The following is a 20,612-nucleotide window of genomic DNA, read 5'->3' as shown; positions in this document are numbered from 1 at the left end:
GATACGCAACGTGAACACGCTATCGCTGAGAGTAATCATCGGGTGGCGAAACGGTAAAGGATCTACTGTCCACAGAAAGGGGAGGTCAACCACTCCTGCCACTAGTCGCGCGTGAGGCCGGGCGGGAGCGCGTCTTCGTCGGGCCCGACGGGGCGGGCGCCCACCAGCGGATCGCGGTGCAGCGCGGCGATCAGGGCGGCGGTGCCGCCGATGTCGGTCCACGTGTCGTCCCAGAGGGCGGAGACGAGCCAGGAGCGATCCGCGGGGAAGAACAGGTCGGGCAGCGCCCCGTCGCCGCGCATGTGACCCGTCCGCCAGGTGAGGGCCTGTTCGGGCCCGGCTTCGACCAGCACGTAGGCCCAGTCCCAGTACAGGGAGAGCTTTGGGGCGAGAGGGAAGACGACGTCGTGGGCGCCGGTGTCGAGATAGCCCAGCCACCAGGGCTGGTCGGGCGTGTGCTCGGTGAGCCTGTCGACCACCGCGCGTTCATGGGCTTCGACGTCCACGCCGTCGGGTGGGTGAAAGGTCGCGTAGGCGTCGAACACCGGCGGGATCGCCGTGGTGACCGACAAGCCCTGCGTGGTCCGCCCGGCGAGCCAGGCGACCTCGGCGTCCGTGCCGATCCGCCAGCTCCGCCCGTCCTTGGTGACGTCCATGACCCCATCCAAGACCGCCTGGGTCATCCACGCACCCTTCCGCCCCTCCTCCGACGATTGTTTGCACTGTTATAGTGACAGGCAAACAGTTGGAGGTGTGCCGTGTTGATTCCCTTGTCCTCCACGGAGCGTCGTTACGACGATCACGCCGCGCCGGGCAGGCTCCGTCGCCTGGTTCTGACGGCCGCCGGGCCGCTGCTACTCCTGGCTGTGCCCATGACCGTGGTCGCCCTGTACGGCGAGCGACTTCCCGATCGGGTCCACATCCAGAACTGGGCTATCAACACCAGGGACGCCGCCACCTGGCATGGCTGGGTCTCGCAGCCCCTCTGGGGGGTGATGGTGTGGTTCGAAGCGCTGTTCCTCCTCTCGTTCCTGTGCAACTGGCGCCTGCCGCAGGTCCAGCGGGGGCTGGTGGTCGGCAGCTTCGTCATCGGCGTGGCCGTTCCGGTGTCCGGCGCGCTGTCGCTGCTCGCGCCGGCCGTCGCCGCGCGGCCCGCCTGGTACCTCCCGGTGGAGATCGCCGCCATGCTGGGGGCGCTCGCTCTGGGCTGGGTGGCGGCGGGCCCGCTGCCGTCGGCGCCCGTTGTCACCGCCACGCCACCGCCGCACGCGCCCACCATGGCGCTCAGCCCGGGGCAGCGCGCCATGTTCGTGACCTACGCCTGGTCCAAGCGCAAGCTCCTGGTCGCCGCGGTGCTGGCAGCGGTGACCGCGCTGACCGTGTCCAACGGCTCCAGCGCGTGGCAGGGCACGGCATGGCTGGCACTGTGGACGGTCTTCGAGCTGGCGCAGGCGCGCACCCGCCTGCAGATCGACGGCTCGGGGGTCACGGTGAGGCTCCCCTGGCTGCCCGCCCTGCGCCGGACGGTGCCCTACGCCATGGTGAGGTTCGCCGAGGCGAGGAGCGAAGCTCCCCCTGGAAAGTACAAGCTGGAAGACCGGGAGGCGGGCTGGGGCGTCGTCAGCGGGAAGGGACCGGTGCTAGCCCTGTCGCTCAGCGACGACCGGTGGTTCGTCTACTCCACACACGAAGCGCAGACGGCGGCCTCGCTGGTCAACGGATGGCTGAGCAGGGACCGTCAGGCGGGGACGGCGTAGTGCTGATCACGGTCGACCCGTCGTCGGGGCAGTCGCTCGCCGACCAGGTGGCGGGTTCCGTACGCGCCGCGCTGGCCAACGGCACGGCCGCCCCAGGAGACAAGCTCCCCTCGGCGCGCAACGTGGCCGCCGCCCTCGACATCAACCTGCACACCGTCCTGCGGGGCTACCAGCAACTGCGCGACGAGGGCCTGGTGGAGCTACGCCGCGGCCGAGCGGCCGTCATCACCGGCAATGCCGACCAGTTCCGCCTCCGCCTCGCCGCCGCGGCCGAGGAGTTCGCCAGGGCAGCCCTGCAAGCCGGAGCCTCAGAGGAGGAGGCCCTCGCCGCCGCCCGAGAGGCGCTGCTCTCCATGCGAAGCTGACCACGGCATCGCGAAGCCCTCAGAATGGGCCGGAGGGCTTCGGTGAACCACCGTGGATCCTGAGGGGTCAGGCGGAGCGTCCCGTCCTCAGGTCGTCGAGGAAGGCGGTCCACTCGGCGTGGGGCACCAGGAGGACGGGACCGGTGCGGTTCTTGCTGTCACGCAGGGCCTTACCACCGGCCAGGTGGGCTACCTCGACGCAGTTACTTCCGTCGCCACCGGAGAAGCTGGACTTCCGCCAACGGGCCTGACCCAGTTCGTCGGTCACGTCGTCCATTTCCGCCTCGTCTCCTTGATCATGTCGAGTGACGCGCGCCGGGACAGGGCGTCTCCCCGAATCACGCCGTGCCTGAATGCTAGCCCTCGCACCTCCTCTCGCCCACCACTTACTCGATCCTCCGTGCTTTGGGAGTCGATATAGGCCACGGCTGGTGCGCCTCCAGGCATGTCGGCGACAACGAATCCTCCGAGCAAGCCGACGGTGCTGTAAGCCTCGTACGGGAGCACGTGAAGTGAGATGCAGGAGTTGTCGCCCATCGAAAGGAGATGGTCCATCTGGGCGAGCATCACGTGGGGGCCGCCTACCGGCCTGTGCAGAACGCTTTCATCCAGCACCACACTCAACACGGGCGGCCGGGACCTCTGGAGAATCGTCTGCCGATCGAGTCGAGCCGCGATGCGCTCCTCGATCTGCTCAACGGACACGCCCGGCTCATTGCTGATCAGTGCTCGTGCGTACCCCTCCGTCTGGAGCAGGCCGGGAACCATGGACAGCTCCCAGATGTACAGCGTCTCGGCCTCGCGCTCGAAGTCCAGCCAGGGGCGGAACCACTGGGGGAGCTGGGCTGCCGCGCGGTTGAGGCGGTCGAGGAGGCCGGTGAGGGCCGTGCCGAGGCCGAGGGTCTCGTCGACCTGTCGGGCCAGTTCGATGCTGGGTGAGCGGTGGCCGTTCTCGATCATGCTGAGCTGGCTGACCGACAGGTGTATGGCGGCGCCGAGTTTTCGCTGGGTGAATCCTGAGAGAAGTCGGAATTTGCGTAGTTCTGTACCGAACTGAATGCGCGGGGATATGGACGGATCCGGTTCCAGGGGGACGCTCATCTCCGGGCTCCTCTCTCGCCGCCTGACACCGCGTCCCAGCGATTATCCAGGGCTTTCACCTGATCGCGCGAGCGGTTTCACGCGACTGTGAACGCAGTGCGGACGCCGATCGGCATTCCGGGTCCCCGATTTCTTGCCACCGTATGAGGACCGCGCCGACGTCACGCGCGGCGCCTCGGACGACCGTGCCGAGCGAATTTCGAATTCAACCGGAACCCTCCCGGGAAAGGCACGCCAATGGCGCCGGATACGTTCAGAGAACTCCGCCTGCCCAGCAATCCCGAATGCGCCGCCCGCGCCCGCGCCGAGGTAAGCGACTGGCTCGGCCAGGACCACCCGGCGTACGAGCACGTCCGCCTGGCCGTCTCAGAGCTGGTGACCAACGCCGTCAAACACGCCCACCACGACGTAGCCGCCGCCCCGCCCCACGAAGCACCCCGCGAAACGACTCCCCACGCCCCTCAAGGACCCGGCCTCAACGCGCCCCACGGAGCGGCCCTCGACACGACGTTCTCCGCCCCCTTGACCCTCCGCCTGTCCACCCAGGACGACCGCCTCCGCGTGGAGGTCACCGACACCGGCCTGACCGCCGACCACCCCCACATCCGGATGGACCCGGCCTTCCTCGTCACCCAGGACGGCCGCGACCTGGCCATCCTGCTCCCCGAGGGCGGCCGGGGCCTGGCCATCGTCGACCTGCTCTCCAACGGCCACTGGGGCTCCCACCCCAACCCCCACGGCCCCGGCCAGACCGTCTGGTGCACTCTTCCAGCCGACCCACCACCCGAAAGGCTTGATCCAGACCTCACCGGGTCGGATGCCGTCGCGCTGTTCTAGGCCGTGGGCAGTGCGGCGCGCACCAGGGAGTCGTAGGTGTCGCTTGTGCGGGTCAAGGGGACGCCGAGAGATTGGGCGAAGGTGTCGAGGTCGTCCTGGACGGCGGTGCCGGACTCCTGGCCGTGTACGGTGCGCTCGATCTCGACGAACTCGCGCACCCCGTCCGTCAGACGGCCTCCCTGGTCTCTTGCGCGACTCGGGAGCCTACCGGGACCGCCACGGCACCTATGCGAGAAACAGCGGAACCGGCCGGCCGGGTGTCGCGGGACGCTGCGGCGGCATTCGGGGAGGGGGCTTCTGCGGCCTGTCCCCCGCTATCCGACGAAGCAGGTGGGCGCCCGGGGCAGGGGAGCCGTCAGGCCGCAGGAATACTGCTGAGCCGAAGGCGAAGCCCATTTGCCTGGCCGTTCGGTCAGGCTGCGGCGATTACTTCTATTTCTACGAGCCAGTCGGTCGCGAGGGTCTGGACGACGATCGCGGTGGTGGGGATGGCGCGACCGCCAAGGGCCGCCGTTCTGGCCTCCGCGTTGGGGCCGGTGTAGGAGGGGTCGCGCAGGTAGCTGGTGAGTCGGACGATGTTGTCGACGGTCATGTCGGCCGAGGCCAGGATGGTGCGCAGGTTCGACCAGATCAGTTCGAGCTGCCGGGAGAGGCCGGCACCGGCCGCGCCCGAGGCTTCGAGGCCCATGGTTCCGGAGACGAAGAGCAGCCGTTGGGCGTTGCGGACCTCCAAAGCGTGGACGTAGTCGCCGACGGCGGCGTACACGCCCTCGGTCGGATTGTGGGTGATGGTTTCCAGCGGAGTCTCGGCCATGACGCGGATCTTCGCCCATCGCCGTTGGCAACGCACCCCCTTTTCAGGGATACGCCACTGGAAGGCCTGCGGCCGGGCGATCGATCGCGAGAGGAAACTCCGGAGCAGACGCCTTCTACAGGGAGGTTCGCGCTTCCTCGACCTGCCGGGTGATGCCGTGGGCGCCGGTGGACTCGGCGATGGTGCCGGCTTCGTCCAGCAGCGCCACCGCGTCGTCGCGGCGGCCCTGCGCGGCGGCGATGTACGCCAGCCCGACCATGTTCGCGGCGACACCGGGCAGGAGGCCGAGCTGCCGGCGAAGCCGCACCGACTCCTCCAGCCACGCGCGAGCATCGTCCAACCGGCCCCGGGCGTGCGCGGCGATGCCGAGGTGCCGGAGCACGTAGGACAGTATGCGCGGGTCCGCGACCTGCGCGGCGAACTCCCGGGACCGCTCGAACACGGGAACCGCGGCGTCGTCGTCTCGCCGCACCACCTGGTGGAAGATGCCGACCCAGAACAGCGACTCGGCCACGCCGCGAACGTCGCCGAGCGTCTCGTAGAGCTGTGCCGCGTGCTCGAACGACGGCAACTCACGCGGATCCTCATATCCCTCCGCGAGGAACCGGCCGTGCATCACCCGGCCACGGGCCAAGGTGAGATCGGCCTCGACCGCGTCGAGCTCTCGCCCCGCGCTCACTAGCGCGGTGGCGTCGCCGCCGAACACGAACTGTTCGTAGAGCAGCCGGGACCGCTCGATTCGATCTTCCGTGCTCATCGTCTCCCGCTCGCCCTTCGACACAAGGCGACCGACGGTGTCCGCCAGCCCTGGGGTTTCTCATCACGCGCGAGCCGGAAGCCTATCGCCCGACGGACTCGATCAGGCCGATGCTCGGTTCGCGGACGGAAGAGCGGCGTCAGGCCCCGGAGACACGGCCCGCCCCGAAGGCGAGGCCCGGTTCGGGGGCCTCGCCCTAACGGCATCAGCGGGCGTTACGGCGTCAGCGGGCCTCGACGATCATGCCGGCGGCCACCGTCGTGTTGGTGGCCTCGTCGATGAGGATGAAACCGCCGGTGAGGCGGTTTCTGGCGTAGTCGTCGACGAACAGGGGCTGGGTGACGCGCAGGGACACCCGGCCGATCTCGTTCAGGCCGAGATCGGTCGCGGCCTCGTCGCGGTGCAGGGTGTTGACGTCCAGGCGGTAGTGCAGGTCGCGGACGAGGGCGCGCGCCGTGCGCGTGGTGTGCTTGATGACCAGCTTGGTGCGGGCCGCCAGCTTCGCGCCGTCGGCCATCCAGCACACCATGGCCTGGATCTCCTGGGCGACCTGCGGCCTGTTGTTGGGGCGGCAGATCATGTCGCCCCGCGAGATGTCGATGTCGTCCTCGAACCGCAGGGTGACCGACATCGGGGGGAACGCCTCCTCCACCGGCTCGGCGAAGGTGTCGATGCCCGCCACCCGCGTGGTCAGACCGGACGGCAGGTGCAGGACCTCGTCGCCCGGCTTGAGCACCCCGCCCGCCATCTGGCCGGCGTACCCCCGGTAGTCGTGGAACGCGGGGTCGGTCGCCCGCTGCGGGCGGATGACGTACTGCACCGGGAAGCGCACGTCGACCAGGTTGCGGTCGGAGGCGATGTGCAGGTTCTCCAGGTGGTGCAGCAGGGACGTGCCCTGGTACCACGGCATGTTCTCCGAGCGGGAGACCACGTTGTCGCCGTGCAGCGCGGAGATCGGGATGAAGGTCAGGTCGGGGATGTTCAGCTTGGCGGCGAACGCCGTGAACTCCTCGCGGATCTCGTCGAAACGCTCCCGCGAGTAGTCGACGAGGTCCATCTTGTTCACCGCGAGCACGACGTGCGGCACGCGCAGCAGGGTCGTCAGGAACGCGTGGCGGCGCGACTGCTCCACCACGCCCTTGCGCGCGTCGATCAGGACGATCGCGAGGTCGGCCGTGGAGGCGCCGGTCACCATGTTGCGGGTGTACTGGATGTGCCCCGGGGTGTCGGCGATGATGAACTTCCGCTTCGGCGTCGCGAAGTAGCGGTAGGCGACGTCGATCGTGATGCCCTGCTCGCGCTCGGCCCGCAGGCCGTCGGTCAGCAGCGACAGGTCGGTGTACTCGGTGCCGCGGTCGCGGCTAGTACGTTCCACGGCTTCGAGCTGGTCTTCGAAGATCGCCTTCGAGTCGAAGAGCAGCCGGCCGATCAGCGTCGACTTGCCGTCGTCGACCGAGCCCGCGGTGGCGAAACGCAGGATGTCCATCAAAACTGCTCTCCATCGGTCGTGCGGCGGACGGGAGGCGCGATCGTCGGGGCCATCAGAAGTAGCCCTCCTTCTTGCGGTCCTCCATGGCGGCCTCGGACGTGCGGTCGTCGGCGCGCGTGGCGCCCCGCTCGGTGATGCGGGTGGCGGCGATCTCGGAGATGATCTCCTCGACGGTGGCGGCGGCGGACTGCACGGCGCCCGTGCAGGTCATGTCGCCGACGGTGCGGTAGCGGACGACCGTCTCGAAGACCGGCTCGTCGTCGCCGCGGTTGACGACCTCGTGCTCGGCGAGCAGCATGCCGTCGCGCTCGAACACCTTGCGGGTGTGGGCGAAGTAGATCGAGGGGATCTCGATGCGCTCGCGCCGGATGTAGTCCCAGATGTCGAGCTCGGTCCAGTTGGACAGCGGGAAGACCCGGATGTGCTCGCCCTTGCGGATGCGGGCGTTGTAGAGGTTCCACAGCTCGGGCCGCTGGTTCTTCGGATCCCACTGGCCGAATTCGTCGCGGAAGGAGAACACGCGCTCCTTGGCGCGGGCCTTCTCCTCGTCGCGGCGGGCGCCGCCGAAGACGGCGTCGAACTCGTGCTCCTCGATGGCGTCGAGCAGCGTGGTGGTCTGCAGGCGGTTGCGGCTGGCGCGCCGCCCGGTCTCCTCCACCACCCGCCCGGCGTCGATGGACGCCTGCACCGACGCCACGACGAGACGGGCGCCCAGCTCGGCCACCCGGCGGTCACGGAAGTCGATGACCTCGTGGAAGTTGTGGCCGGTGTCGACGTGCATCAGGGGAAAGGGGATCGGGGCGGGCCAGAAAGCCTTCTCGGCGATGCGCAGCATGACGATGGAGTCCTTGCCGCCGGAGAAGAGCAGACACGGGCGCTCGAACTCCGCGGCCACCTCACGCATGATGTGGATGGCCTCGGCCTCGAGCACGTCAAGCTGCGACGTGGTGTAGTCGCTCTGCAGCATCTCCTCTTCCTCCGGAAGCTATAGCGCGGCGATGGTCAACGGTGGACCTCACGGATGCCGGCGAGCAGCGTCGGCGCCAGATCCGGTAGACAGACAACAATATCCGGCAGCGAGGGGTTGCTTTGGTTGTAGGCCAGCGCCGAGCCGTCGATGCGGCTGGCGTGGGCGCCCGCGGCGAGCGCCACGGCGGCCGGCGCCGCAGAGTCCCACTCGTACTGCCCGCCCCCGTGAACGTATGCTTCGACCTGGCCGGTGAGCACGGCGGCGATCTTCGCGCCGGCCGAGCCGATCGGCACCAGATCGGCCCCGATGAGGAAGGCCAGCTTCCTGACGAACTCCGGGGGACGGGTGCGGCTGACGGCGATGCGGACGCGCCCCTCGCGGGGCGCGGCGAGCGTGGGCGGCGCGGCGGTGGTGAGGGTCTTCCCCTGGGCCGGGAGCGCCACGGCACCGGCGGCCAGGGCGCCGCCGTCGTCGCCCCGCTGCCACAGGGCGACGTGGACCGCCCAGTCGGCACGGCCCTCCTCGCCGAACTCGCGGGTGCCGTCGAGCGGGTCGATGATCCACACCCGCTCGGCGGTGGCGCGGCGCGGGTCGAGCCGCTCGTCGTGCGTGCCCTCCTCCGACAGCACGCAGTCGCTCGGGCGCAGGCGGGCCAGCGACTCGGTCAGGTAGAGGTGGGCCTCGCGGTCGCCGGCCTTGCGCAGGGCGGCGGAGTCGGCGTGCCCCATGCTGGAGCGGAGATCGAGCAGGCGCGTGCCGGCCTCGGTGGCGAGATCTGCGGCGAGTGCGTGGTCGTCACGAATGGTCACGATGCCCTTCCCGATGCCTGCGCTGAGTCCACTGCGCCCAAAGTTAGTAGGCACCCGACCCTCGCGCCACGGCGGACCAGGTCTTCCAGAGAATTTGAAGATCAAGCGTGAGCGACCAGTTCTCGACATAACGGAGATCCAGCCGGACCGACTCCTCCCACGAGAGGTCGGACCTGCCGTTGACCTGCCACAGGCCGGTCATCCCCGGCCGGACCACCAGACGCCTGCGGACGTCGTCGCCGTACCCGGCGACCTCCTCGGGCAGCGGGGGGCGCGGTCCGACCAGGGACATGTGGCCGAGCAGCACGTTGACGAGCTGGGGCAGCTCGTCGAGGGAGTGGCGCCGCAGGCGGCCGCCCAGCGGCGTGACCCGGGGATCGTCCCTGATCTTGAACAGCAGGCCGTCCTGGTCGCTCACGAGGTGGACCCGCCGGCACTCGGCGCCGCGGGCCATCGTGCGCAGCTTGTAGATGGTGAACTCCACGCCGTCCTTGCCGACGCGGGTCTGCCGGAACAGCGCGGGCCCGGGGCTCGTGGCCCGCACCGCCACCGCGAGCCCGGCCAGCAGGGGCGCCAGGACGGCCAGCGCGCAGGCGGCCACGACGCGGTCGAAGGCGTTCTTCAGCAACTGCCTCAGGCCGGCCAGCTCGGGATGCTCGACGTGCAGCAGCGGCAGGCCCGCCACGGGCCTGATGGTCGTGCGCGGGCCCGCGACCTCCATCAGGGCGGGCGCGACCACCAGGTCGGTGCGGGTCTTCTCCAGCCGCCACGCCAGGCGGCGCAGCGCGGTGCCGTCGAGCTCCGGGCAGGCCAGGACGGCGACGGTGTCGGCGCCGGCCTGGCCCACGACCAGCGGGACGTCGGTGAAGTCGCCGAGCACCGGGACGCCCTCGACCTCCCCGGCGGCGTCGTCGCGCGGCAGGCACGCCCCGACGATCTCCATGCCGTGGTAGCGCTCCCGGCGGAAACGGCGGGTGAGGTCGGCGACGGCCGCCCGGTGCCCGACCGCCACGACGCGCCGCATGCACGAGCCCCTCGCCCGCATGGCGTGCAGCCTGCGGCGCAGGGCGTACCGGCAGGCGAGCGTGAGCAGCGTCATCAGCGGCAACGCCAGGACGACGTACCCGCGGGCGACATCGGTCTTGGTCACGTAGGCGGCGATCGCCACCCCGGCGGTGAGCAGGAACCCGCACTGGGTGATCCGCCGGAACTCCTCGGACCCCACGCCCACCAGCCGCGCCTCGTAGGCGCGGTTGAGCCCCACCACCGCGACCCACAGGGCCGGCAGCACCAGGCTCAGCAGCAGGTACGGCGTGACGTGCGGCGAGACCTCCCCGAACCGCACCAGCACCGCCGCGGCGCCCGCCACCAGCCCGCACCCGAGGTCGGCGGCCATCGCCCGGGAGCGGTACCGCCGCGCCCACCCGGGAAGGCGTGCCCGTCCCGGCACCGCCGCGCCGGTCTCGGCCGCCTCGCCCCCGGCGACCACGGCCCTCTCGCCGACTCCCACCGGTTCCTCCACGTGGCCGATCGCATACGGTGCGTGAGGGATGCTAGCGCTACTGATGGCGCAATCTTGGGGAAAGCAAGAACAACACCGGCCCACCGGGGACGGACTGGGCGCAGTCAGCGGCGTGCGGAACGGCCCGGCGGCTCCCGGACACCACGAGAGCCGCGCCCACGTGCGAGGTGTCAGCGGGGCGGCTTGACCGGGTTCAGGTCGGCGGCGTGCACGGTGTTCTGCGTGGCCTCAAGCCCCGAGGTGATAAGCGACTCGACCGCGTCGGCGGCGCGGTCGACGAGGAAGGGGAGATCCTTGCGTTCGGCGGTGGCGAAGTCGCGCAGCACGTAGTCGGCGGCGTCCATGCGGCCGGGCGGGCGGCCCACGCCGAAGCGGACGCGCAGGTAGTCCTTGGTGGCGAGCGACTTGGTGAGGGAGCGCAGGCCGTTGTGGCCGTTGTCGCCGCCGCCCAGCTTGGCGCGCAGCGCTCCGTAGGGGACGTCCAGCTCGTCGTGGACGACGATCACGTTGGCCGGCGGCACCTTGTAGAAGTCGGCCAGCGCCTTCACCGGGCCGCCCGACAGGTTCATGTACGAGCGCGGCTTGGCGAGCACCACCGGCGCGCCCACCAGGCGGCCTTCGACGATCTCGGCGTGCGCCCTGTGCGCCTTGAACCGGCCGCCGACCCTGGCCGCCAGCTCCTCCACCACCATGAACCCGGCGTTGTGCCGGTTACCGGCGTACTCCGGACCGGGATTGCCCAGCCCGACGATCAACCAGCGGTCCACGACAGACCTCTCTGTTCGATTCGGCACAGGTACCGAACAGGGCAGCCCGGGGCCGGTGACCGGCTCTCGCGGCTGCCCTGCCTACGGCGGGGACTACTCGGTGTCGCCCTCGGTGCTCTCGCCCTCGGTCTCGCCCTCGGTGGCCTCGGAGGTGGTCGGGACGGTGATGACCTGGAGGATGACGGTCTCGGGGTCGGCCGACAGCGTGCTGCCCTCGGCGAGCTTCAGGTCGCCGGCGGTGACGACCGCGCCGACCTCAAGGCCCTCGATGTCGACCTCGATGCCGGTGGGGATGTGCGTGGCCTCGGCCTCGACGCCGATCGACAGGAGCTGCTGGTCGAGCAGGCCGCCCGGGGCGATCTCGCCCGTGGTGGTGACCGGGATCTCGACGGTGACCTTCTCGCCGCTCTTCACCAGGAGCAGGTCGACGTGCTCCAGGAAGCCCTTCAGCGGGTCCTTCTGGACGCCCTTGGGCAGCGCCAGCTCGTTGACGCCCTCGCCCTCCAGGCGGATCAGCACGTTCGGCGTGCGCAGCGCGAGCAGCAGCTCGTGGCCGGGCAGGGTGAGGTGCTTGGGCTCGATGCCGTGGCCGTACAGGACGACGGGCACCTTGTCGGTGCGGCGGATCTTGCGCGCGGCGCCCTTGCCGAACTCGGTGCGGGGCTCGGCGGCGATGCGTACTTCGGACACGGCAGGTCTCCTAGGGAGTCTGGGGAACGGGAGGCGCACACCCTCATCCGCCCTAGCGGGAGGCGTTACGAGCGCACAACCCTCAAAGACTACCCGACCCGCCGCGTCCGGCCGGCAACGCCATGAGCGGCGGCCGGCCGGAGGGGAGGAGTGTCAGCTGTCGCCCTCGAACAGGCTGGTGACGGAGCCGTCGTTGAAGACCTCGCTGATCGCGCGTGCGATCAGCGGGGCGATCGACAGGACGGTGAGCTTGTCGAACCGCTTCTCCTCGGCGATCGGCAGCGTGTTGGTGACGACCACCTCGGAGATGCGGGAGTTCTTCAGGCGGTCGACGGCCGGCTCGGAGAAGATCGCGTGGGTGGCGGCCACGATGACGTTCGTGGCCCCCTGCTCGTACAGGGCGTCGGCCGCCTTGCAGATCGAGCCGCCGGTGTCGATCATGTCGTCGATCAGCACACAGGTGCGGTCCTTCACCTTGCCGACGACCTCGTGCACCTTCACCTGGTTGGCGACGTCGAGGTCGCGGCGCTTGTGGATGAAGGCCACGGAGGTGCCGAGCTGGTCGGCCCAGCGCTCCGCCAGGCGCACACGGCCGGTGTCGGGCGACACGATCGTGGTGTTGGCGGGGTCGAGCTTGCCGCTGAGGTAGCGGTGCAGCACGGGCATCGCGAACAGGTGGTCGACCGGGCCGTCGAAGAAGCCCTGGATCTGCGGGGTGTGCAGGTCGACCGACATCAGGCGGTCGGCGCCCGCGGTCTTGAACAGGTCGGCCATCAGGCGCGCGGTGATCGGCTCGCGGCCGCGGCCCTTCTTGTCCTGGCGGGAGTAGCCGAAGAACGGCAGCACCACGGTGATGCGCTTGGCGGAGGCCCGCTTCAGCGCGTCGACCATGATGAGCTGTTCCATGACCCACTTGTTGATCGGCTCACAGTGGCTCTGGATGACGAAGGCGTCGCTGCCCCGCACGGACTCCAGGTAGCGGGCGTAGATCTCGCCGTTGGCGAAGTCGTGCAGCTTCGTCGGCGTGATCTCGAAGCCGAGGTGCTGGGCCACCTCCTGGGAGAGCTCGGGGTAGGCCCGGCCCGAGATCAGCATCAGGTGCTTCTCGCCGGTGGTCTTCTTTCCGCTGCTCATGCCGCCCTCCTCGCCTGACACGTGGTACGTGCCCGCGTAGGACCGCAGTACCCTCCGATTCGACCGCCGCGCTGGTTCATTCGTTCCCCTGCTGTCGTTCTCCGGCGGGCCCGGCCATGTCGCGGCCCTGCCCGTCCTGGTCGAGGGGGCGCCCGGCCGCCTCGTCCTGCGCGCGGGTCGCGCGCGAGGCCGCCTCGGCCGAGGCCGTGCCGCCTCGTCTGCGCGACACCCACCCCTCGATGTTGCGCTGTCGTGCCCGGGCCACCGCCATCGCCCCTGGCGGGACGTCGTTGGTGATCACCGAGCCGGCGGCGGTGTAGGCGCCGTCGCCGATGGCGACCGGGGCGACGAGCATGTTGTCGCTGCCGACCCGGACGTGGTCGCCGATCGTGGTGTGGTGCTTGTCGACCCCGTCGTAGTTGACGAAGACGCTGGCCGCGCCGATGTTGGTGCCCTCGCCGATGGTGGCGTCGCCGACGTAGGTCAGGTGCGGCACCTTCGAGCCCGCGCCGACCCGGGCGTTCTTCATCTCGACGTAGGCGCCGGCCTTGGCCTTGCGCCCGAGCACCGTGCCCGGCCGCAGGTAGGCGAACGGGCCCACCGACGCGTCGGGGCCGATCTCCGCGCCCTCGCAGACGGCGTTGCGCACGACCGCGCCCGCGCCCACGACGGTGTCGGTGAGCGTGGTGGCCGGCCCGACCTGGGCCCGGGCGCCGACGGCCGTACGGCCGTGGAGCTGCGAGCCCGGGTGGACGACGGCGTCGGGCTCGATGGTGACGCCGACGTCGACCCACGTGGTGGCGGGGTCGACGATCGTGACGCCGGCGCGCATGTGGTCGCGCAGGACGCGGTCGTTCAGCACGCGGCGGGCGAAGGCGAGCTGCACCTGGTCGTTGACGCCCTCGACCTCGACGTGGTCGGCGGCGACGTGCGCGCCCACGCGGTGGCCGTCCTCGCGGAGGATGGACAGCACGTCGGTGAGGTACTCCTCGCCCTGCGCGTTGGCGCTGGACACCCGCTTGACGGCGTCGGCGAGCAGCAGCCCGTCGAAGGCGTAGACGCCGGAGTTCATCTCGTTGATCGCGCGCTGCTCGGGGGTGGCGTCCTTGTGCTCGACGATCTCCAGGACGGCGCCGGAGGCGTCTCGCACGATGCGGCCGTACCCGGTGGGGTCGGGCACCTCGGCGGTGAGCACGGTGACCGCGTTGCCCTCGGCCCCGTGGGTGGCCAGCAGGCCGCTCAGGGTCTCGGTGCGCAGCAGCGGCGTGTCGCCGTAGGTCACCAGGATCGTGCCGTTGATCGTGCCGACCGCCTCAAGGACGGTGCGTACGGCGTGACCGGTGCCGTTCTGCTCCTCCTGCACCACGGGGTGGGCGTCGGCGCCGGTGGCGGCCAGGTGCTCGCGCATCTGCTCGCGGGCGTGGCCGATCACCACGATCAGGCGCTCGGGGGCGAGCCCCCGGGCGGCGGCCAGCATGTGGTCGACGAGCGCGCGGCCGCACAGCTCGTGGAGGACTTTGGGTTTGGCGGACTTCATCCGGGTGCCCTCGCCTGCGGCGAGGACGATGACGGCTGCCGGGCGCGGCACACTCACGGACTGAGGCTCCCTCGGCGTCGCGGCTGAGACATGACGAAGCGGACGACGCACGGCAACCGTTACGGCGCCGTTTCGCCATCCATCCGACACCGCGAGGATACCCGCCGCCTCCCGGCGAGGGACCAGCCCCCTCGCTGAAATCGCCTCCGACCTGCGGCGAAGGCCTGGACGCGCCGAGACGGCGGCGCCGGGGGGAGTGGAGACGTTCCGGCGCCTGGACTCGAACCAGGACAAACCTGCTCCAAAGGCAGGTGGGCTGCCAATTACCCTACGCCGGACCGATTCAGCAGCTTCTGAACCGCGGGGACAAGGATACCCACCCGAGCCCGCCGCCGCCCAGCGCATTGCGCCCGCCCCGAGAACGTTCCATCGAGGGCCGCCCCGGCGCGGGGACGATCATGGCCCGCCGCGGGCGCCCGGTGATCCCTTCGGCCCTTTGCCGTCACGGAACGCATCCCTTTATCAAACGTGGGCAGGGGGACGCAAGACGCGGAACCAATACGGGATCCGGCCCGAAGCGTCATCTTCTCCACATTCCTAGCTTAGGATTTCCTAACTTACGATGGCGTAAGTTACGGTTACGTAGCTCCAGTTCGTCCCGTGGGAACCGATCACTACGCGAGGTAGCCAATGACCGTCGTAGAAGACCGCACGACTCCCCCCTCACCGAGACCCGACCTCGAGCCAGAGCCGAAGAGCAACTTCGAGCGCTTCCTGCTCGTCGTCTTCGTCACGGTGCCGTTCCTCGCCCTGGTCGCCGCCGTGCCCATGGCCTGGGGTAGCTTCCTGGGCTGGAGCGACGTCATCATCACCCTGTTCTTCTACATCCTCACCGGCCTCGGCATCACCGTGGGCTTCCACCGCTACTTCACCCACGGCTCGTTCAAGGCGAACCGCCAGCTCAAGATCGCCATGGCGCTCTCGGGCAGCCTCGCGATCGAGATGGGCGTCATCGACTGGGTCGCCACCCACCGCCGCCACCACAAGTACTCCGACAAGGAGGGCGACCCGCACTCGCCGTGGCGCTTCGGCAACGACTGGAAGGCCCTGACCAAGGGACTGCTGTTCGCCCACATCGGCTGGATGTTCTCCTCCGAGCGCACCAACCGCGAGCGCTTCGCGCGTGACCTGATCAACGACAAGGACATCAACCGCATCCACCACGCCTTCCCGTACCTGGTGGCGACGTCCCTGATCCTGCCCGGCGTGATCGGCGGCCTGGTCACCTGGTCGCTCACCGGCGCGCTGACCGCCTTCTTCTGGGGCAGCCTGGTTCGCATCTCGCTGCTGCACCACGTGACCTGGTCGATCAACTCGGTCTGCCACGTGTTCGGCGACGAGACCTTCGAGGTGCGCGACAAGTCCCGCAACGTGTGGTGGCTGGCCATCCCGTCCTTCGGCGAGTCCTGGCACAACCTGCACCACAGCGACCCGACCTCCGCCCGGCACGGCGCGCTCAAGGGTCAGCTCGACCCCAGCGCCCGCGTGATCCGCTGGTTCGAGCAGGCGGGATGGGCGACGGACGTCAGGTGGCCTACCCCCGAGCGTCTGGCGGCGAAGCGAGTTGGCTGATCCTGGCCCCCTGTCGGGCCGCCACATGGCGGCCCGCACCCCCGTCGCGGCCGCGCCGGCCCCCCGGGGGCCGGGTGCGGCGCACCCCCTCGACACCGTCGTGCCGACAAGGATCCAGACAATGACGTTGGCCGCACCCGCCGGGCCAGCCATTATGGAACCCATGGCCGAACCCCGCTCGCGTGTCCGCATGACCGGCAAGGAGCGCAGGGAACAGCTGATCCGCATCAGCCGCACCCTGTTCGCCGAGAAGGGGTTCGACGCGACCTCCATCGAGGAGATCGCGGCCAGCGCCAAGGTGTCCAAGCCGGTCGTGTACGAGCACTTCGGCGGCAAGGAGGGCCTCTACGCCGTCGTCGTCGACCGGGAGATGGAGCGCCTGCTCGCCCTGGTGTCGGGCTCGATGAACGCCGGTCATCCCAAGGTGCGGCTGGAGCGTGCCGCCATCGCGCTCCTGCAGTACATCGAGGAGTCGCACGAGGGTTTCCGCATCCTCGTGCGCGACTCCCAGGGCGCCCAAGGCGCCTCGGGCACCGGCACGTTCGCGAGCCTGATCAACGACATCGCCAGCCAGGTCGAGTACGTGCTCGCCGACCAGTTCTCCGACCGCGGGTACGAGCCGACGCTGGCCCCCATGTACGCCCAGATGCTGGTGGGCATGGTGGCGGTCACCGGCCAGTGGTGGCTGGACGCCCGCACCCCCGGCCGCGAGGAGGTGGCGGCCCACCTCGTCAACCTGGCGTGGAACGGTCTGAACGGGCTCGACCCGCACCCGACCCTCACCGCGGCCGCCACGCGGGCGGCCGCCACGCCGGCCGCGCCCTCCGCCGAGCCCCGCGTCCCCGCCCCCCGGTTCAGCGAGAAGCGGATCAAGGAGCTGGAGAAGGCGCGCGACAAGGAGTTCCGGGAGCTCGAGAAGCTCCGCGAGAAGGAGCTGAAGGAGCAGGAGAAGGTCCGCGAGCGCGAGCTCAAGGAGCAGGAGAAGGTCCGCGAGCGCGAGCTGAAGGAGCAGGAGAAGGAGCTCAGGGAGCAGGAGAAGGTCCGCGCCCGCGAGCAGCGCGAGCACGAGAAGCTCCTGCGCGAGCAGGAGAAGGCGCGAGCGCGTGACGAGCGCGAGCAGGAGAAGCTGCTGCGCGAACAGGAGAAGGCCCGGGCGCAGGAGCAGCGTGACCGCGAGAAGGCGCTGCGCGAGCAGGAGAAGCAGCGCGCCCACGACGCCAAGATGGCGGAGCGGCAGCCCCACGTGTCCGACGAGGCGCTGCACCACGGGCTCGCGGTTCCCGAGTAAGCTAAAACCCTCGTTGCTGGCCAGTTAACGTGTCGTTCAATTAAGTAGGGCATTTTGGACATATGTCCGCCGAGATCGTGACGCCGCGCCCTGAAGAACAGGACGAATCCCCTCTCCCGCAGGAACGCTTCCTGAACCGCGAGGAGAGCTGGCTGCAGTTCAACGAGCGGGTGCTGGAGCTCGCGGAGGATCCCGCCGTCCCCCTGCTCGAACGGGTGCGCTTCCTCGCCATCTTCGCCAGCAACCTCGACGAGTTCTTCCGGGTGCGCGTCGCCGGCCTCAAACGCCGCATGGCGACCGGGTTGCTGCTGCGCACCAAGAGCGGGCTCAAACCCCGCGAGGAGCTCTCGCGCATCGGCGCGATCGCCGACGATCTGGCGCAGCGGCACGTCGCCACCTTCCACAAGCTGATCTCGCCGCAGCTCGCGGCCGTCGGCATCGAGATCGTCCGCTGGGACGACCTCGGCAGGGACGAGCGCACGGCGATGCGCAGGCTGTTCCGCGAGCGGATCCGGCCGGTGCTGACCCCGCTGGCCGTGGACCCCTCCCACCCGTTCCCGTACATCTCGGGCCTGTCGCTCAACCTCGCGGTCACCGTCCGCAACCCCGGCACGGGGCAGACCGTCTTCGCCCGGGTCAAGGTGCCCTCGCAGCTCCCCCGGTTCGTCGCCGCCTCCGAGAACCGCTTCGTCCCGCTCGAAGACGTGATCGCCGCCCACCTCGCCCAGCTCTTCAAGGGCATGGAGGTGGTCGAGCACCACGTCTTCCGGGTCACCCGCAACGAGGACCTCGAGGTCGACGAGGACGTCACCGAGAACCTCATGCAGGCGCTGGAGAAGGAGCTGCAGCTACGGCGCTTCGGGCCGCCCGTGCGGCTGGAGGTCGAGGACACGATCACGTCCGAGGTGCTCGACCTGCTGGTCAACGAGCTCGACGTGGCCGACCACGAGATCTACCGGCTCGCCGGCCCGCTGGACCTCTCGGGGCTGCATACCATCGCCGACCTCGACCGCGGCGAGCTGAGCTTCCCCCCGTTCGTCCCGTCGGAGGCCGTGCACGCCGAGGACGACATCTTCTCGGTCCTGCGCGAGCGCGACATCCTGGTGCACCACCCGTACGACTCCTTCTCCACCAGCGTGCAGCGCTTCATCGAGCAGGCCGCGGCCGACCCCTGCGTGCTCGCCATCAAGCAGACGCTCTACCGCACCAGCGGCGACTCCCCCATCGTGGACGCGCTGATCGACGCCGCCGAGGCCGGCAAGCAGGTCGTGGTGGTCGTCGAGATCAAGGCGCGGTTCGACGAGCACGCCAACATCTCCTGGGCGCGCAAGCTGGAGCGGGCCGGGTGCCACGTCGTCTACGGCGTGGTGGGCCTGAAGACCCACGCCAAGATCGCGCTGGTCGTCCGCCAGGAGCAGTCGGGCGAACTGCGCCAGTACTGCCACATCGGCACGGGCAACTACAACCCCAAGACCGCGCGGCAGTACGAGGACTTCGGCGTGCTCACCGCCGACCCGCTGGTGGGCGAGGACCTCACCGACCTGTTCATCCACCTCACCGGGTACTCCCACCACTCGGCGTACCGGCGGCTGCTCGTCGCGCCGCACTCGATGCGCGGCGGGCTGGTGGCCCGCATCGAGCGGGAGGTCGCCCACCACCTGGCCGGGCGGCCGGCGCGCATCCGCATGAAGACGAACTCCCTGGTGGACGAGCCGGTCATCGACGCGTTGTACGCGGCCTCCAAGGCGGGCGTCCCGGTCGACCTGGTGGTTCGCGGGGTCTGCACCCTCCGCCCGGGCGTTCCGGGGCTGTCCGATACCATCAGGGTCCGGAGCATTCTCGGCAGGTTCCTGGAGCACTCCCGCATCTTCGAGTTCGGCGGCGGGCGTCGGCCCGAGATCTGGATCGGCAGCGCCGACCTCATGCGCCGCAACCTCGACCGCCGCGTCGAGGCGCTGGTGAAGGTCAGCAGCGCCCAGCACCGCGCCTACCTGTCGGAGCTGCTCGACATCTCCATGGCCGACACGACCAGCAGCTGGTGGCTCAACGGGGACGGCACCTGGGAGCGTCACCACCGCGGGCAGGACGGCCAGCCGCTGCGCGACCTCCAGTCGCATCTCGTGGGGACACGACGGTGGAGGACCATCGATGACTGAGCCTCAGGTGCACCCGACCGACCTCATCCACGCGGGCGGCGCGATCGTCTGGCGCGGCGACGCCGCCGACCCCGAGGTGGCCCTCGTCCACCGCCCGAAGCACGACGACTGGTCCTTTCCCAAGGGGAAGATCAAGCCGGGCGAGCACGTGATCGCGGGAGCGATGCGCGAGGTCGCCGAGGAGACCGGGCTGAGCGTCCGGCTGGGCCGCCACCTGCCGCCGGTCCATTACCTGAGGGGCTGGCGGCTCAAGCGCGTCGACTACTGGGTCGCCCAGGTGGTCGAGCAGGTGACGCCCGAGCCCTCCGACGAGGTGGACGAGGTCGCCTGGCTGTCGCTGGCCGACGCGCGGGAGCGGCTCAGCTACGAGTGGGACGCCGGCCTGCTGCGCAGCCTGATGGCCGCGCCGCTCGACACCACGCCGTTCGTGCTGGTCAGGCACGGGTACGCGGGCGCCCGCCAGGACTGGAGCGGCGATGACGACCTGCGTCCCCTGGACGAGGACGGCACCGCGCAGGCCCGGACGATCGCCGACATCCTCGACGCCTTCCGCCCCGGCTCGCTGGTCAGCTCCCCCAGCCGCCGCTGCGTGCAGACCCTGCTGCCGTACGGCACCAGGGAGGCGCTGCGCATCCGCACCGACGACCTGCTGTCCGAGACCCGCTACGACGCCACCCGCTCCCTCGAACTGGCCCTCTCCCTCATGGACGAGGGCGTCCCCACCGCCGTGTGCAGCCACGGCAAGGTGCTGCCCGAACTCATCACCGGCCTCTGCGACCGCCGCCACGAAGGCCACATCGAGGACACCCACCTGCGCAAAGGCGGCGTGGCGGTCCTCCACCACAAGGACGGCCGAATAACCACCGCCGACCGCTACATCACCTGACCTCGCCAACCGAGCAAACCCGACGCCGGCCGAGCGCCCCGTGCCGCCCACCCGGCGCGACCCCACCCCGGCACCGCTCTGTGCTGTCACTCCCGGCGCCG

At 70.0% G+C, this 20,612-nt stretch carries 21 protein-coding genes and 1 tRNA gene; 7 read left to right on the top strand and 15 right to left on the bottom strand.

The genetic code is table 11. The features are described from left to right. Positions 1-101: 101 nt before the first annotated feature. Complete coding sequence (locus PYR91_RS25250; protein ID WP_279783480.1) at positions 102-683, bottom strand: hypothetical protein; 582 nt, start codon at positions 681-683, stop codon at positions 102-104. 75 nt (positions 684-758) lie between these two features. On the opposite strand from PYR91_RS25250, the gene PYR91_RS25245 reads away from it, so the two are divergent. Continuing rightward, positions 759-1,757, top strand: a complete 999-nt coding sequence (locus tag PYR91_RS25245) for a hypothetical protein (protein ID WP_279783479.1) — start codon at positions 759-761, stop codon at positions 1,755-1,757. Then, positions 1,757-2,122, top strand: a complete 366-nt coding sequence (locus PYR91_RS25240) for a GntR family transcriptional regulator (RefSeq protein WP_279783477.1) — start codon at positions 1,757-1,759, stop codon at positions 2,120-2,122. The genes PYR91_RS25245 and PYR91_RS25240 overlap by 1 nt, the downstream gene beginning before the upstream one ends. A 67-nt stretch (positions 2,123-2,189) precedes the next feature. Here PYR91_RS25240 and PYR91_RS25235 read toward each other — a convergent pair whose 3' ends face one another. Both PYR91_RS25235 and PYR91_RS25230 read right to left on the bottom strand, forming a co-directional pair. Next, complete coding sequence (locus PYR91_RS25235) at positions 2,190-2,399, bottom strand: DUF397 domain-containing protein (RefSeq protein ID WP_279783476.1); 210 nt, start codon at positions 2,397-2,399, stop codon at positions 2,190-2,192. Then, positions 2,387-3,223: a helix-turn-helix transcriptional regulator gene (locus tag PYR91_RS25230; protein WP_279783475.1), complete on the bottom strand. Its 837-nt coding sequence runs from the start codon at positions 3,221-3,223 to the stop codon at positions 2,387-2,389. Before PYR91_RS25230 ends, PYR91_RS25235 begins: the two co-directional genes overlap by 13 nt. A 237-nt stretch (positions 3,224-3,460) precedes the next feature. Here PYR91_RS25230 and PYR91_RS25225 point away from each other — a divergent pair, with 237 nt between their 5' ends. Then, the gene (locus tag PYR91_RS25225) at positions 3,461-4,060 is read left to right on the top strand and encodes an ATP-binding protein (protein ID WP_279783474.1); all 600 of its coding nucleotides are present in this window, start codon (positions 3,461-3,463) and stop codon (positions 4,058-4,060) included. Here PYR91_RS25225 and PYR91_RS25220 read toward each other — a convergent pair. From PYR91_RS25220 to PYR91_RS25165, 12 genes are all read right to left on the bottom strand, one after another. Further along, entirely contained in the window at positions 4,057-4,218 is a 162-nt protein-coding gene (locus PYR91_RS25220; protein ID WP_279783472.1) for a hypothetical protein, read from the bottom strand. The two genes, PYR91_RS25225 and PYR91_RS25220, sit on opposite strands and share 4 nt — an antisense overlap. A 254-nt stretch (positions 4,219-4,472) precedes the next feature. Next, entirely contained in the window at positions 4,473-4,874 is a 402-nt protein-coding gene (locus PYR91_RS25215; RefSeq protein ID WP_279783470.1) for a RidA family protein, read from the bottom strand. A 115-nt stretch (positions 4,875-4,989) separates the two neighbouring features. Beyond that, positions 4,990-5,631 carry a tetratricopeptide repeat protein gene (locus PYR91_RS25210; protein ID WP_279783468.1) on the bottom strand — a complete coding sequence of 214 codons (642 nt, stop codon included), beginning with the start codon at positions 5,629-5,631 and terminating at the stop codon, positions 4,990-4,992. A 223-nt stretch (positions 5,632-5,854) separates the two neighbouring features. Further along, complete coding sequence (locus tag PYR91_RS25205; protein ID WP_279783467.1) at positions 5,855-7,117, bottom strand: GTP-binding protein; 1,263 nt, start codon at positions 7,115-7,117, stop codon at positions 5,855-5,857. A 55-nt stretch (positions 7,118-7,172) separates the two neighbouring features. Further along, complete coding sequence (cysD, locus tag PYR91_RS25200) at positions 7,173-8,087, bottom strand: sulfate adenylyltransferase subunit CysD (protein ID WP_279783465.1); 915 nt, start codon at positions 8,085-8,087, stop codon at positions 7,173-7,175. Between the two features lie 35 nt (positions 8,088-8,122). Next, the gene (locus tag PYR91_RS25195; RefSeq protein WP_279783463.1) at positions 8,123-8,899 is read right to left on the bottom strand and encodes an inositol monophosphatase family protein; all 777 of its coding nucleotides are present in this window, start codon (positions 8,897-8,899) and stop codon (positions 8,123-8,125) included. A gap of 43 nt (positions 8,900-8,942) precedes the next feature. Beyond that, positions 8,943-10,295, bottom strand: a complete 1,353-nt coding sequence (locus tag PYR91_RS25190) for a sugar transferase (protein WP_279783904.1) — start codon at positions 10,293-10,295, stop codon at positions 8,943-8,945. A gap of 296 nt (positions 10,296-10,591) precedes the next feature. Continuing rightward, positions 10,592-11,188 (bottom strand): aminoacyl-tRNA hydrolase, encoded by a 597-nt coding sequence (gene pth / locus PYR91_RS25185; RefSeq protein WP_279783460.1) that lies wholly within the window; start codon positions 11,186-11,188, stop codon positions 10,592-10,594. A 93-nt stretch (positions 11,189-11,281) separates the two neighbouring features. After that, positions 11,282-11,878, bottom strand: coding sequence for a 50S ribosomal protein L25/general stress protein Ctc (locus tag PYR91_RS25180; protein ID WP_279783458.1), 597 nt, complete (start codon positions 11,876-11,878; stop codon positions 11,282-11,284). Between the two features lie 153 nt (positions 11,879-12,031). Then, the gene (locus tag PYR91_RS25175) at positions 12,032-13,012 is read right to left on the bottom strand and encodes a ribose-phosphate diphosphokinase (RefSeq protein ID WP_279783455.1); all 981 of its coding nucleotides are present in this window, start codon (positions 13,010-13,012) and stop codon (positions 12,032-12,034) included. 76 nt (positions 13,013-13,088) lie between these two features. Further along, the gene (gene glmU, locus PYR91_RS25170; RefSeq protein WP_279783454.1) at positions 13,089-14,606 is read right to left on the bottom strand and encodes a bifunctional UDP-N-acetylglucosamine diphosphorylase/glucosamine-1-phosphate N-acetyltransferase GlmU; all 1,518 of its coding nucleotides are present in this window, start codon (positions 14,604-14,606) and stop codon (positions 13,089-13,091) included. A 208-nt stretch (positions 14,607-14,814) separates the two neighbouring features. Continuing rightward, positions 14,815-14,887, bottom strand: a tRNA-Gln gene (locus PYR91_RS25165). Between the two features lie 352 nt (positions 14,888-15,239). Between PYR91_RS25165 and PYR91_RS25160 the strand changes: the two genes are divergently transcribed. The 4 genes from PYR91_RS25160 (at position 15,240) to PYR91_RS25145 (ending at position 20,511) form a co-directional block, all read left to right on the top strand. Then, entirely contained in the window at positions 15,240-16,181 is a 942-nt protein-coding gene (locus tag PYR91_RS25160; protein WP_279783452.1) for an acyl-CoA desaturase, read from the top strand. A gap of 163 nt (positions 16,182-16,344) precedes the next feature. Next, positions 16,345-17,469, top strand: a complete 1,125-nt coding sequence (locus PYR91_RS25155; RefSeq protein WP_279783448.1) for a TetR/AcrR family transcriptional regulator — start codon at positions 16,345-16,347, stop codon at positions 17,467-17,469. A gap of 62 nt (positions 17,470-17,531) precedes the next feature. Next, positions 17,532-19,625 carry an RNA degradosome polyphosphate kinase gene (locus PYR91_RS25150; RefSeq protein ID WP_279783445.1) on the top strand — a complete coding sequence of 698 codons (2,094 nt, stop codon included), beginning with the start codon at positions 17,532-17,534 and terminating at the stop codon, positions 19,623-19,625. Then, on the top strand, positions 19,618-20,511 hold the full coding sequence (locus PYR91_RS25145) for an NUDIX hydrolase (protein WP_279783442.1): 894 nt from the start codon (positions 19,618-19,620) through the stop codon (positions 20,509-20,511). Before PYR91_RS25150 ends, PYR91_RS25145 begins: the two co-directional genes overlap by 8 nt. Positions 20,512-20,612: the final 101 nt, after the last annotated feature.

The sequence above is a fragment of the Sphaerisporangium sp. TRM90804 genome, assembly GCF_029846175.1.
Classification (GTDB): Bacteria; Actinomycetota; Actinomycetes; order Streptosporangiales; family Streptosporangiaceae; genus Sphaerisporangium.
Note: the sequence above shows the minus strand (reverse complement) of the source record. Positions and strands in the feature narration are given on the sequence as shown.

What these genes read in the sequence shown, in the direction of transcription:
- PYR91_RS25250 (WP_279783480.1), bottom strand. Translation starts at nt 683, where the DNA reads ATGACCCAGGCGGTCTTGGATGGGGTCATGGACGTCACCAAGGACGGG.
- PYR91_RS25235 (WP_279783476.1), bottom strand. Translation starts at nt 2,399, where the DNA reads ATGGACGACGTGACCGACGAACTGGGTCAGGCCCGTTGGCGGAAGTCC.
- PYR91_RS25230 (WP_279783475.1), bottom strand. Translation starts at nt 3,223, where the DNA reads ATGAGCGTCCCCCTGGAACCGGATCCGTCCATATCCCCGCGCATTCAG.
- PYR91_RS25225 (WP_279783474.1), top strand. Translation starts at nt 3,461, where the DNA reads ATGGCGCCGGATACGTTCAGAGAACTCCGCCTGCCCAGCAATCCCGAA.
- PYR91_RS25215 (WP_279783470.1), bottom strand. Translation starts at nt 4,874, where the DNA reads ATGGCCGAGACTCCGCTGGAAACCATCACCCACAATCCGACCGAGGGC.
- PYR91_RS25210 (WP_279783468.1), bottom strand. Translation starts at nt 5,631, where the DNA reads ATGAGCACGGAAGATCGAATCGAGCGGTCCCGGCTGCTCTACGAACAG.
- PYR91_RS25205 (WP_279783467.1), bottom strand. Translation starts at nt 7,117, where the DNA reads ATGGACATCCTGCGTTTCGCCACCGCGGGCTCGGTCGACGACGGCAAG.
- cysD (WP_279783465.1), bottom strand. Translation starts at nt 8,087, where the DNA reads ATGCTGCAGAGCGACTACACCACGTCGCAGCTTGACGTGCTCGAGGCC.
- PYR91_RS25190 (WP_279783904.1), bottom strand. Translation starts at nt 10,295, where the DNA reads ATGGCCGCCGACCTCGGGTGCGGGCTGGTGGCGGGCGCCGCGGCGGTG.
- PYR91_RS25175 (WP_279783455.1), bottom strand. Translation starts at nt 13,012, where the DNA reads ATGAGCAGCGGAAAGAAGACCACCGGCGAGAAGCACCTGATGCTGATC.
- PYR91_RS25160 (WP_279783452.1), top strand. Translation starts at nt 15,240, where the DNA reads ATGACCGTCGTAGAAGACCGCACGACTCCCCCCTCACCGAGACCCGAC.
- PYR91_RS25155 (WP_279783448.1), top strand. Translation starts at nt 16,345, where the DNA reads ATGGCCGAACCCCGCTCGCGTGTCCGCATGACCGGCAAGGAGCGCAGG.
- PYR91_RS25150 (WP_279783445.1), top strand. Translation starts at nt 17,532, where the DNA reads ATGTCCGCCGAGATCGTGACGCCGCGCCCTGAAGAACAGGACGAATCC.
- PYR91_RS25145 (WP_279783442.1), top strand. Translation starts at nt 19,618, where the DNA reads ATGACTGAGCCTCAGGTGCACCCGACCGACCTCATCCACGCGGGCGGC.